This window comes from Apilactobacillus zhangqiuensis (genome assembly GCF_019656215.1).
In the GTDB taxonomy this organism is placed as follows: Bacteria; Bacillota; Bacilli; order Lactobacillales; family Lactobacillaceae; genus Apilactobacillus; species Apilactobacillus zhangqiuensis.
This window is the reverse complement of sequence record NZ_BPLK01000001.1, coordinates 73,531-85,294: the sequence shown is the minus strand read 5'-3', so window position 1 is coordinate 85,294 and position 11,764 is coordinate 73,531. Positions and strand designations below refer to the sequence as shown.

Sequence of the window (11,764 nt, the reverse complement as noted above, 5' to 3'; positions counted from 1 at the left end):
ATTTATTAGAAAACGATTAATTTCTAATCGTTTTCTAATTTAATTGTAATTGATTATATCTGACTGATTAGAGTTGTCAACATGTGGATAATTATTTTAAACGTTACATTTAAGTTAAATCAGTTTATTTGGCTTGATATTTCTGTATTTACTGGTAGATTATTATATATATATGAGAATATTTTTACATTCCCAGGAGGAAACAATAATGAAAAAGAAAGTAGCCGCTGCTTTTGCAGCTGTAGGTGCCGTATTCTTGATTGGTACTACTGTCCATGCATCCGCTAACCAAACTTACACTAACCGAAGCGAATTTGTTAACGTTTATAAATATGGAAAACTAAATCACGGTCGTCACACAATGATGAGATACCGTTACTTCAAACGAATTGGGCACATGCACGTGGGTAACCGCGTTCGTTTCAATGGATCAAACTTCCTATTCCTACCCAAATTAGGTGGTTACGTTCCTGAATACCAATTAAAGCCCGTTAAAAAGGTTAAAAAAGCTAAAAAGGTAGTCGAAAAGACTAAGAAGAGCAGAAAAAAGAAAGCCAAAAAAGAAGTTAAGACTATGATTATTAATGATACTAGTGCTTCTGGTATGACTTTAAACAACCGTATGTATGACGATTCAAATGTCACTTCGGATAATGTCCAAACTCAAGTTACCAAACCATCAAACATTAACAATGATGGATCAAATTCTGTCGTAAATAGTACAGCCGCTTCTGCTAGCGATGCATCAACTTCAATTTCAACCACATCTGAAAACAAATAAATAACCAACAAAAAAAGCGTTGAAGTTAATTCAACGCTTTTTTATTTTGTAAACTATTAATGTTGTAACGCTGTGTGGCATTTCCTGACCATGGGAATGCGTACACAACACCCAATACTTTTCTTTTTTCAACAAATCCCCAATAACGGCTGTCATTTGAGATTAATCGATTATCACCTAATACGAAGTACATCCCTTTAGGGACAATCTTTTCATCTTGATCATCTACCCATTTTTCTCTAGATAGTTTAGTGATATCCCAGTTCTTAATGACATCAGTTTGAAATTTATAGCGTGTCCCAACGCTCGCCTGTTCTTTACTAATATAGTCTTGCTTATATAGCTTGTTATTGATGTATAGTTTACCGTCTTTATACACGATTTTATCACCGGGAATCCCAACCACACGTTTTACATAATATGTAGTGGCGAGCTTGGTAGGATCTTCACCAAACGCATCAAATACAATCACACTATTGCGTTTAATCGCGGCTCTTTTCATCACTAAAACTCTTTGTCCAGTGTATAAGTTGGGATCCATTGAATGACCATCAACCTTAACTACTGTCGCAAAACTTTTAATTGCAAACCAGGCTAATACCAGGAATAACAGGTAGATAACCCATGATAATAAACTCTTTTGTTTACCAGTTAATTTCATGGATTGAACTCTCCTCTACTCAGCTAAGTCATTAACGTTATGACGGTGCTTAGCAGTACCTGACCATGGGAATAACTTAGCAACACCCAATACCTTAGAATTCTTTACAAATCCCCAGTATCGGCTATCGTTTGAAATGCTACGGTTATCACCTAATACGAAGTATTCACCCTTTGGCACGACCTTCACATTCTTATTGTATACCCATTTAGATCTGGACAATTTAGAGATATCCCAGTCTTTAATATTGTCACCATTAAGGTTATAACGCGTTCCTACATTTAGCTCTTTTTTACTGATAAAGCTTTGGTCAACGACCTTGTTATTTACGTATAGCTTGCCATCTTTGTATGAAACGGTATCACCTGGTAGACCGATAACACGTTTTACGTAGTAGTCATTAGCGGTCGCTTCTGGATCTTCGCCATGGGCATCGAAAATGATGACATTATTACGTTTAATGTCGGCTTGTTTTAATACCAACATCTTTTCTCCGTTGTATAGGTTAGGATCCATTGAATGACCATCAACGGTTGCCATTGTAATGAAGTGGGTAATTGTTAGGTAAATCCCTCCCAATACAACTAGGTAGATTAGCCAGCTTAGGCATTCTTTTAAAAATTTATTTTTATTATCTTTGGTAGATTTTTCCATTTTTGTTGCTCCTAATTTTGATATTCCCATTGTATCATTATTTCACAAATAGTTTGAAATAATTTCCTTGTGATAATTCGCACTTATAAGTATAATTTAATTGTTAATATTTTAATTACATGATAAAAGGAATGACTAAGCATCAAAAAAATCGGAAATCTCAACATACATAAGAACATCCTCGGGGCCTTTTTAGTATGGTTTTTACTGTCTGTGCTATGGGGAACATTCAATATTGATAAGGAAGCCATGTCACTGCATGTGATTTTAAAAGCAAACTTCCTAACCGCCATCCCACAAATGCTAATTTTTATTGAAGTTGCCATCTTATACGCAATCATTTCGATGTTACGAACTAGAATCTTCTTAGCATTTTTGTCCATTTATACCGTCTATATTGACGCTTTAAACATGTCGGCAGTAATTATCTACATAATCGATGGAAACTACGCATACGCCGCTTTTTGGGCGATTATGTGGGTTTTACTGACAATTTCAATCATTTGCTTCACAGTATCAGCAAATCATTCCATTTTAAAACATAGATCAGTAAAAATTAAGGGCGAAAAATCATCCGAATATTTTAAATACCAATTCAGGCTACTTAAAAACGTCTTGATTCCAGGAATCATATCATCATTCCTATACACCCTCTTAAATAGCTGCATTAGATAACAAAAAAATCCGTCTAAACATAGTTTAGACGGATTTTTATTTTACCTATTTTTTGATTTTAGCGATTTTACCTTGTTGGATGTAAACACCTAAAATGGCAACATCTGAAGGGTTAACTCCTGAAATTCTAGAAGCTTGAGCCACAGTACGTGGTCTAATCTTTTCTAGTTTTTGACGAGCTTCGGTAGCTAAACTGTCGATTGCGTCATAATCGATGTCATCTGGAATCTTCTTAGCTTCCATCTTCTTCATACGAGCAACGTTTTCTTCGGCCTTCTTGATGTATCCGGCGTACTTAGTCCTGATTTCAACTTGTTCTACCACACGACGACCTAATGGCTTTTCAGCTGGTTCAATGAACTTCAACAATGTGTTGTAAGTTACGTATGGACGACGTAGGAATACAGATGCCAAGATACCATCCTTAAGTGGCTTATCACCATGAGCTTCAACGAATTCGTTTACTTCATCACTTGGTTTGATACGAGTGTGATCTAGACGGTCTAGTTCCTTGATAACTGCTTCTTTCTTTTCTAAGAACTTGTTGTATCTTTCGTCTGAGATTAGGCCTAATTCGTGCCCCTTTTCAGTTAAACGGAAGTCGGCGTTATCGTTTCTTAGAAGTAGACGGTATTCGGCACGACTAGTTAGTAAACGGTAAGGTTCGTTAGTTCCCTTAGTTACCAAGTCATCAACTAACACACCAATGTATGCTTCGTTACGTTTTAGAACCATTGGGTCCTTGCCTTGCGCACGTAATGCAGCATTAATTCCGGCATATAGACCTTGTCCAGCGGCTTCTTCGTAACCTGAAGTACCGTTAGTTTGACCGGCAGTGTATAGGTTCTTAACAACCTTAGTTTCAAATGTTGGCTTTAATTGGTAAGGTGCTACGACATCGTATTCAATGGCGTAACCTGGTCTCATCATTTCGGCGTGTTCTAGTCCAGCAACACTGTGTAACATCTTTTGTTGTACTTCTTCCGGAAGAGAAGTTGAAAGACTATCACAGTAGTATTCGTTGGTTTCGCGACCTTCAGGTTCCAAGAAGACTTGGTGTCTGTTCTTGTCAGCAAAACGAACAATTTTATCTTCGATTGATGGACAGTAACGAGGTCCAACCCCTTCAATCACACCGGTAAACATAGGTGCACGGTCTAGGTTGTCACGAATGATTTGGTGAGTGTGCTCGTTGGTGTAAGTTAACCAACAAGATAGTTGGTCCTTCACTGGAATGTACTTGTCATCAGGAGTTTCAAAACTGAAGTGGTTAACTTCTTCATCCCCTGGTTGTTCTTCTGTCTTAGAGAAGTCAATTGTACGACCGTTAACACGTGGAGGTGTACCAGTCTTGAAACGTTTCAATTCGAAACCTAATTCTTCTAGGTTTTCTGATAGTTTCAATGCAGGTTGTGAGTTATTTGGACCTGAAGAATATCTTAGTTCACCAATGATGATTCTTCCACGAGCGGCTGTTCCGGCACAAATAACAGTTGTTTTTGAGTAGTACTTAGCACCGGTGAAAGTCACGATACCCTTGCAGACACCGTCTTCAACTATTAGTGAATCAACAATTCCTTGTTTTAGATCCAAGTTAGGTTGTTTTTCGATAGTTTCCTTCATTGCACGGTGGTAAGCATGCTTGTCGGCTTGCGCACGTAATGCACGAACGGCAGGTCCCTTACCAGTGTTTAGCATTCTCATTTGCACGTAGGTCTTATCGATATTTCTACCCATTTCCCCACCTAGTGCATCGATTTCTCTAACCACAGTACCCTTGGCAGGTCCACCTAATGATGGATTACATGGCATGAATGCAACCATGTCCAAGTTGATTGTGATTAACATTGTTTTGTTTCCCATTCTGGCAGAAGCAAGTGCAGCTTCGCTACCAGCATGGCCGGCACCAACGACGATAACGTCGTATTGACCGGCATCGTATTGGATATTTTCTTCACTTACGATTTGGCTCATTTGTTTTCCTCCATTAAAAATGTTTCACATGAAACAATTGACTATTTTCCTAGACAGAATTGGCTGAATAGTTGATCTAATAGCTCACCGTTGTAGCTATCACCGGTAATTTCACCTAGTGATTCCCAACATGCGTGCATGTCCATTTGAACTAAATCAACTGGTAGGCCTTCATCCAATCCGTTAATTACGCTATTTAGTGATTCCTTAGCATTGTGTAACAAACTAACGTGTCTGGCGTTTGTAACCATAACATCGTTTTGTGAACTTTGAATCCCTTGAGTAAAGAATAGCTTAGCAATCATTTCTTCAAGTGGTTCAGTTCCGTTATCTTGAATGGCAGAGGTAGTAATTACATTTTCTGCACCAACTAAGTTCTTAACTTCATCAACATCAATTTGTTGAGGTAAGTCGGTCTTGTTCAAGATAACAATTCGTTTAGAATCGTTGGTTAATTCGATTAATTGACGATCTTCATCAGAAAGTTTTTCAGAGTAGTTCAATACCAATAGCACTAGGTCTGAGCTAGCGATGGCCTTTCTTGAACGTTCCACACCGATTTTTTCAACCTTATCTTCGGTTTCACGGATTCCGGCAGTATCGACTAATTTCAAAGGAACCCCCTTAACGTTAACGTATTCTTCCAACACGTCACGAGTGGTTCCTGGAACATCTGTAACGATGGCCTTATCTTGGTGTAATAAGTGGTTTAAGATACTTGATTTACCAACATTTGGACGACCAACGATAGAAGTAGCAAGTCCATCCCTTAGAACTTGACCTTGCTTGGCAGTTTCTAGTAGTTTTTCAACCTTAGCTTTTAAATCAACCGCATTTTCCTTCAATAACTTAGAAGTCATTACTTCGGCATCGTCATATTCAGGATAGTCGATGTTAACTTCGACATTTGCTAAAACGTCCAAAATTTGTTGTCTAAGCGTTCTAATTAGTCTTGAAAGGTTTCCTTCAAGTTGGCTTTCAGCAGCCTTCATAGAGCGGGTAGTTTTGGCGTCAATAACATCCATGACTGCTTCTGATTGTGAAAGGTCAATTCGACCATTCAAGAATGCACGTTTAGTAAATTCACCAGGTTCAGCAAGACGGGCACCATAACTTAGAATCAATTGAAGAATGGTGTTAGTGGCTAAGATACCACCGTGACAGTTAACCTCAATCACGTCTTCACATGTGTAAGTCTTTGGCGCTCTCATTACTGATACCATTACTTCGTCGACGTCTTCTTTAGTGTCTGGATTGAAGATGTGTCCGTAGTTAATGGTGTGTGAGGCAACCTTGTTTAAGTCCTTGCCTCGATAAATTTTACTAATTACCTTTAAAGCGTCATCCCCACTGATTCTAACGATGGAGATTCCCCCTTCACCAGGTGGTGTTGAAATCGCTGCGATTGTATCAAAATCTGTAGTCGTTGCCATGTTCCTCTTCCTTTCTTAATTATCAAAATCCGTTTTGTGGCTTAACGCACAAAAAAAGTGCCCACTCCACGCCAAAAAAACTCAGCATGGATAAAGCACTTTGACTACTTCATCTATCTCTGATAAGAATGATACTTTATATAATAAAAACTTTATCCGGTTTTGTCAATTTATATGACTATCCTTGTGGTTCTACAACGACAGCACGGTAAGGTTCGCGACCTGATGAGAATGTGTTGACGTATAAATTGTCTTCTAGTTGGTTATGAATAACCTTTCTTTCGAAAGAAGGCATAGGATCTAGGTATACCGGTTGTCCAGTTGCTACCGCTTCTCTAGCTGTTTTTTCAGCTAATTTCTTCAAAATTTCAGTACGGCGGTGACGGTAATCGGCTGTATCTAGTTGAATTGACAAACGGCTGTATCCGATGTGGTTCAAGTAGATTTGTGCCAAGTTTTGTAAAGCATTGATGGTTAGACCATGCTTACCGATTAGTAGACCTTCTTGTTCAGTCTTAAAGTTAATACGAGCGAACTTACGGTTAATAATATTAGGTTGTAATTCGGCTGAAACGCCCAATTCTTCGATAATTGGCTTCAAATAAGCCACTAGATCTTCCATGGCTTGTTCATTTGAATGATGACGTTTCTTAGTTTCTGTTGTTTCTTCAGGTTGATTGTTAATCTTTACGTTTTTTGCTGGTGTTGCTGCGATTTCTTGAGAGTTTGATGCATTTTGATGGTTTTTAACGTCGATTTCGACGATTGCATCACGTTTTCCGATTCCAAAAAAGCCTTTACGGTTTGTTTGAACAATGTTGATATCAGCATTGCTCTTATCAACGTTTAGTGACTTTAGTCCTTCCTCGATCGCTTCACTGACTGTTTTAGCAGTAAATGTTGACATGTTGGGACTCCTTTTAAAAATAAACTATGTTATTAATAATATCACAAACTGGCGGTGCAATGATACACAAAAAAAGCGTCTGATTGTAAAATCAGACGCTTTTTTCTTATTTACGACGAGATTTTTTAGCTTTGCGAATTGCTTTTTCAACATTACGCTTGTGTTGCTTTTCAGCACGAAGCTTTTCTTCTCGTTCTCTTTGAATCTTCCAAGGGTTTTGAATAAACAATGTTTGTACAGCTTGGAAGGCATTTGTTACTACCCAATAAATTGAGATCGCAGCAGGAATATTTAGTGCCATGAAGAAAATGATAACGGGCATCCCGAACATCATTCCCTTAGTCATCCCATTTTGCTCAGGTTGTGACTTCATTGCTAGCCATGAACTAATGAAAGTAAATACGGCGGCTAGAACCGGCATAATAAAGTATGGGTCTTTGTGTCCTAATTGTAACCATAGGAAATGACCTGACTTCAAAACATCTGTACGCCAGATAGCTTGGTATAAGGCCCACAAGATTGGTAATTGAACTAATAGTGGCAAACAACCAGCAACTGGGTTAACACCAGCTTCAGCGTATAGCTTTTGTTGTTCTTCACGAAGTAACTTGACAGTTTCAGTATCCTTTGATGAATACTTCTTTTGCAGTTCCTTTAACTTAGGTTGTAGTTCTTGGGTCTTCTTCATACTCTTGGTTTGATAGATCATCAAAGGCAAGATAATGATACGAACGATGATGGTGAAAGCAACGATACCCATTCCATAGTTAGAACCGAAGAATTTGGCTAACCAAATGATGGCTCTTGAGAAATTAAGTACGATAACTCCATCCCATAGACCAGTACTGTGTGAAGTAATTGGTTTATTACTACATGCAGTCAAGAAAAATACCAATCCTAAAATTGAAGTAAGTGAAAGATACTTTTTAAATTTTTTCATTAGTCTTCTCCCTCAACATAATCAGAATCAAGCAAGTTTGCTAATTTTAAAACATGAACCATGTTCTTTTTAACTTCTTCCATTGATAGTTGATCTGCTCTTGGACGAGCGATAACCAAAAAATCAACATCTTGTCTTAAGTATGGCTTTAATTCAGTCAAACTTTGTCTAACTCGTCTTTTAACCCAATTTCTATGAACGGCATTTCCAATCTTTTTACCAACTGAGATACCAACTCTGAAATGAGGTTGATCAGGCTTTTCCATTTGATAAATAACAAAAGTCCGATTGGCAACTGAATTATGTTTTTCAAAAACACTTTGGAATTCTGCTTCTTTTTTGACGCGATATGACTTACGCATAATCCATCTCCATTAAATTTTGTTCAATATAATGAAAAAGACCACTGAATGGTCAGTGGTCTATACAGTCAATGACTTTCTACCCTTTTTACGACGGCGAGCTAAAACTTTACGACCGTTGCTAGTGCTCATACGACTACGGAAACCGTGAGTACGTGCGTGCTTACGTTTCTTTGGTTGGTAAGTTCTCTTCATTACTAACCCTCCCTTATATATTTTGTATGTTTCTTTTCTATGTCAAATACATTTCTTAAACATAATACCATAAAAAAATTAATGATGGAACATAAAAATCAAAATCTTTCCCTAAATGGATCTATTCTTTATCCACATTTTAATTTGTTTCATACACATTTTTATATTTTTCTTGTTAATTAAAATTTTCCAATCAACAGGCTTTTCCACAAGTTTTCCACAAGTAAACAGCCTGTTATTATTTTTATTCACAGATTGTGCATAACTTTTTGTTTTTATTGATATATCGGGTATACTCACCTGTGGATTATTAACAATTTTCTGTGGAAAACTAAAAAATGAGATAATTTTAATCAAGTTATCAACAGGGTGTGGAAAATGAAATCAACAAGGTGTGAAACAATTATGCACAAGTAATCGTGCTTGTGGAAAACTTTTTTTTTTAATGGTAAAATTACTAAAGATTTTTAACGGGAGGAAATGATTCATGGATAAAGACTCATTATGGGAAGCAATCAGTGAAGCTTTTGAAAAAAATTACTCCACTACAACCTATTCAACATGGATTGATACAGTTAAGCCCATTAGCTTAGTCGGAAATGAGCTAACGCTAGAACTTCCATCTCCTCTCCATCGTGATTATTGGAAAGATAAGTTAGAGGACTCTTTAGTAGAGTATTCATACCAAATTACTAAAAGAGATATCGTTCCAAAATTCGTTTTAGAAGAAGAGCTTAAAGGTTCAGCTAAGCCAGATGACGCAGCAAAAGAGAATTCAAGCAGCGCAAATGACAATGAATTCTTACAAAACAGTCATCTAAATCCTAACTATACATTCGAATCCTTCGTTATCGGTAAAGGTAATCAAATGGCGCATGCAGCGGCGCTAGTTGTTTCAGAAGATCCAGGAAAAATGTATAACCCACTTCTTTTGTACGGAGGTGTTGGATTAGGTAAAACCCACTTGATGCACGCAATTGGTAACAAAATTTTGCAAGACAATCCAAGTGCAAACATTATGTATGTAACTAGTGAATCATTTACGAACGATTTCATTAATGCAATTCAAAATAATGAAACCGAAGCATTCAGACGTGAATACAGAAACGTTGATGCATTGCTAGTTGATGATGTTCAATTCTTCGCTGATAAGGATGGAACTCAAGAAGAATTCTTCCATACATTCAATGATTTGTATGAAAATAAAAAACAAATTGTTTTAACTTCTGATCGTCTACCAAACGAAATTGCCAAGTTACAAGATCGTTTGGTTTCACGATTTGCCTGGGGACTTCCGGTAGATATTACCCCTCCAGACCTAGAAACAAGAATTGCTATCTTGCGTGCGAAAGCAGAAGCAGACGGGATTCAAGTTCCCCCAGATACGCTTAACTACATAGCTGGTCAATTTGATTCAAACGTTCGTGAGCTAGAAGGTGCATTGTCACGTGTACATGCATTTGCTAACTTCAAAAAAGTTCCGATTACAACTGATTTAGTCTCAGAAGCCCTACGTGGCCTTAATCGAGGCGATTCAAAACCTGAAATTACGGTTGAAAGTATCATTAAATCAGTTTCAAATTACTACAACGTTTCTATAGACGATTTAAAAGGGAAAAAACGTGTTAAAACCATCGTTATCCCTCGTCAAATAGCAATGTATTTAAGCCGTACCTTAACTAATAGTTCTCTTCCAAAGATTGGTAACGCCTTTGGTGGTAAGGATCATACAACTGTTATCCATGCTTACGATAAAATTGCCGATGCAGTTCAAACTGATTCAACAATCAAGGACCAAATTAAAGAACTAAAAGAAACTTTAGAGAGATAATGGGTGTGGAAAAACATGGTGACTTATCCACAAGTTATCCACATGTGCAAAACTTTGCGTCCGTAAGTGTATATCGAGTTTTCCACAGTATACACAGGCCCTACTACTACTGTTTTAACTATATATATTAATTAATATTAAATAATACATGCGAGGAGACATTCAAAATGAAATTTTCAATCAAACGATCAGCATTCATTCAAGGAATAAACATGGTTTCAAGAGCAATTTCATCAAAAACCACTATTCCTATTTTGACTGGTCTTAAGCTAACAGCATCAAACGAAGGTTTGATCTTAACTGGTAGCAACGCTGATGTTTCTATCGAAACTGTTATTGATAAAAACGATGCTGACAACGAACTAATCATCGAAGAAGAAGGTTCAATTGTTTTACCTGCTAGATTCTTCAGTGGAATCGTTAAGAAATTACCTAGTGATAAAATGACACTTTCTGTGGCAAATGGTTTCCAAACTGAAATCACTTCAGGAACTTCATCATTCACTATTAACGGTTTAGATGCAGCGGATTACCCTCACTTACCTGAAATCGAAAACGATAACGAAATTTCATTATCAGGTGATGTGTTCAAGGAAATCATTAACCAAACTGTTATTGCGGTATCAAACCAAGAAAGTCGCCCTATTCTAACTGGTGTTCACTTTGTGCTAAAGGACGGTACTTTATTTGCTGTAGCAACCGATTCACACCGTCTAAGTCAACGTAAAGTGGCCCTACCTGATAACCAAGGCGAATACGACGTTATTATCCCTGGTAGCAGCCTTTCTGAACTATCAAAGATGATTTCAGACGATACTGAAAACGTTAAGATGAAGATCACCGAAAACCAAGTACTATTCACTATTGGTAACACTTACTTCTACTCAAGATTACTTGAAGGAACATACCCTGATACTTCAAGATTGATTCCTAAAGAATCAGAAACTGACGTTCAATTCGATGCCTACGAACTACTTGGCGCTATCGAAAGAGCTTCTCTTCTATCTCACGAATCAAGAAATAATGTTGTTAAGCTAACTATCAAGGCAAATGTTAAACAAGTAACCATCTCTGGTAACTCTCCAGACGTTGGTAACGTTGAAGAAGAAGTTGAAAGCAAGGAAGTTGCTGGAAATGACTTAGAAATTTCTTTCAACCCTGATTACATGAAGGACGCTCTACGTGCCTTTGGACACTCAATGATCAATGTTTCATTCACATCATCACTACGTCCATTCACCCTTGTTCCTTCTGAAGATGCTGAAAACTTCATCGAATTAATCACCCCAGTGCGTACTTTCTAGGGATTTTAATAATTCATCTAATAAAACGCGACTCTTGTCTAATAAAG

At 37.4% G+C, this 11,764-nt stretch carries 12 protein-coding genes; 4 read left to right on the top strand and 8 right to left on the bottom strand.

Annotation, left to right across the window (positions count from 1 at the left end; all coding sequences use genetic code 11):
* The first annotated feature begins 208 nt into the window (after positions 1-208).
* Positions 209-781 carry a hypothetical protein gene (locus K5Q07_RS00395; protein WP_220729104.1) on the top strand — a complete coding sequence of 191 codons (573 nt, stop codon included), beginning with the start codon at positions 209-211 and terminating at the stop codon, positions 779-781.
* Positions 782-806: 25 nt separating this feature from the next.
* Here K5Q07_RS00395 and lepB (K5Q07_RS00390) read toward each other — a convergent pair whose 3' ends face one another.
* Complete coding sequence (gene lepB / locus K5Q07_RS00390) at positions 807-1,442, bottom strand: signal peptidase I (protein ID WP_220729103.1); 636 nt, start codon at positions 1,440-1,442, stop codon at positions 807-809.
* Between the two features lie 15 nt (positions 1,443-1,457).
* Positions 1,458-2,096 (bottom strand): signal peptidase I, encoded by a 639-nt coding sequence (lepB, locus tag K5Q07_RS00385; protein ID WP_220729102.1) that lies wholly within the window; start codon positions 2,094-2,096, stop codon positions 1,458-1,460.
* A gap of 213 nt (positions 2,097-2,309) precedes the next feature.
* On the opposite strand from lepB (K5Q07_RS00385), the gene K5Q07_RS00380 reads away from it, so the two are divergent.
* Complete coding sequence (locus K5Q07_RS00380; RefSeq protein ID WP_220729101.1) at positions 2,310-2,771, top strand: hypothetical protein; 462 nt, start codon at positions 2,310-2,312, stop codon at positions 2,769-2,771.
* A 45-nt stretch (positions 2,772-2,816) separates the two neighbouring features.
* On the opposite strand, the gene mnmG is transcribed toward K5Q07_RS00380, so the two are convergent.
* The 6 genes from mnmG to rpmH form a co-directional block, all read right to left on the bottom strand.
* Positions 2,817-4,745, bottom strand: coding sequence for a tRNA uridine-5-carboxymethylaminomethyl(34) synthesis enzyme MnmG (mnmG, locus tag K5Q07_RS00375; protein WP_220729100.1), 1,929 nt, complete (start codon positions 4,743-4,745; stop codon positions 2,817-2,819).
* A gap of 41 nt (positions 4,746-4,786) precedes the next feature.
* Entirely contained in the window at positions 4,787-6,178 is a 1,392-nt protein-coding gene (gene mnmE / locus K5Q07_RS00370; protein ID WP_220729099.1) for a tRNA uridine-5-carboxymethylaminomethyl(34) synthesis GTPase MnmE, read from the bottom strand.
* A 178-nt stretch (positions 6,179-6,356) separates the two neighbouring features.
* A complete protein-coding gene (gene jag / locus K5Q07_RS00365) occupies positions 6,357-7,085 on the bottom strand; it encodes an RNA-binding cell elongation regulator Jag/EloR (protein WP_220729098.1) in 729 nt (242 codons plus the stop codon).
* 106 nt (positions 7,086-7,191) lie between these two features.
* Positions 7,192-8,025: a membrane protein insertase YidC gene (gene yidC, locus K5Q07_RS00360; RefSeq protein ID WP_054450956.1), complete on the bottom strand. Its 834-nt coding sequence runs from the start codon at positions 8,023-8,025 to the stop codon at positions 7,192-7,194.
* Positions 8,025-8,387: a ribonuclease P protein component gene (rnpA, locus tag K5Q07_RS00355; protein ID WP_054607084.1), complete on the bottom strand. Its 363-nt coding sequence runs from the start codon at positions 8,385-8,387 to the stop codon at positions 8,025-8,027. Before rnpA ends, yidC begins: the two co-directional genes overlap by 1 nt.
* Positions 8,388-8,447: 60 nt before the next feature.
* The gene (rpmH, locus tag K5Q07_RS00350) at positions 8,448-8,582 is read right to left on the bottom strand and encodes a 50S ribosomal protein L34 (protein WP_034530627.1); all 135 of its coding nucleotides are present in this window, start codon (positions 8,580-8,582) and stop codon (positions 8,448-8,450) included.
* Between the two features lie 487 nt (positions 8,583-9,069).
* Here rpmH and dnaA point away from each other — a divergent pair, with 487 nt between their 5' ends.
* Both dnaA and dnaN read left to right on the top strand, forming a co-directional pair.
* Complete coding sequence (dnaA, locus tag K5Q07_RS00345) at positions 9,070-10,413, top strand: chromosomal replication initiator protein DnaA (protein WP_220729097.1); 1,344 nt, start codon at positions 9,070-9,072, stop codon at positions 10,411-10,413.
* A gap of 167 nt (positions 10,414-10,580) precedes the next feature.
* Entirely contained in the window at positions 10,581-11,717 is a 1,137-nt protein-coding gene (gene dnaN / locus K5Q07_RS00340) for a DNA polymerase III subunit beta (protein ID WP_220729096.1), read from the top strand.
* The last annotated feature ends 47 nt before the right edge of the window (positions 11,718-11,764 follow it).

Coding starts and splice junctions, on each gene's coding strand:
- rnpA (WP_054607084.1), bottom strand. CDS start 8,387: ATGCGTAAGTCATATCGCGTCAAAAAAGAAGCAGAATTCCAAAGTGTT.
- yidC (WP_054450956.1), bottom strand. CDS start 8,025: ATGAAAAAATTTAAAAAGTATCTTTCACTTACTTCAATTTTAGGATTG.
- jag (WP_220729098.1), bottom strand. CDS start 7,085: ATGTCAACATTTACTGCTAAAACAGTCAGTGAAGCGATCGAGGAAGGA.
- mnmG (WP_220729100.1), bottom strand. CDS start 4,745: ATGAGCCAAATCGTAAGTGAAGAAAATATCCAATACGATGCCGGTCAA.
- dnaN (WP_220729096.1), top strand. CDS start 10,581: ATGAAATTTTCAATCAAACGATCAGCATTCATTCAAGGAATAAACATG.
- dnaA (WP_220729097.1), top strand. CDS start 9,070: ATGGATAAAGACTCATTATGGGAAGCAATCAGTGAAGCTTTTGAAAAA.
- K5Q07_RS00395 (WP_220729104.1), top strand. CDS start 209: ATGAAAAAGAAAGTAGCCGCTGCTTTTGCAGCTGTAGGTGCCGTATTC.
- rpmH (WP_034530627.1), bottom strand. CDS start 8,582: ATGAAGAGAACTTACCAACCAAAGAAACGTAAGCACGCACGTACTCAC.
- lepB (WP_220729103.1), bottom strand. CDS start 1,442: ATGAAATTAACTGGTAAACAAAAGAGTTTATTATCATGGGTTATCTAC.
- mnmE (WP_220729099.1), bottom strand. CDS start 6,178: ATGGCAACGACTACAGATTTTGATACAATCGCAGCGATTTCAACACCA.
- lepB (WP_220729102.1), bottom strand. CDS start 2,096: ATGGAAAAATCTACCAAAGATAATAAAAATAAATTTTTAAAAGAATGC.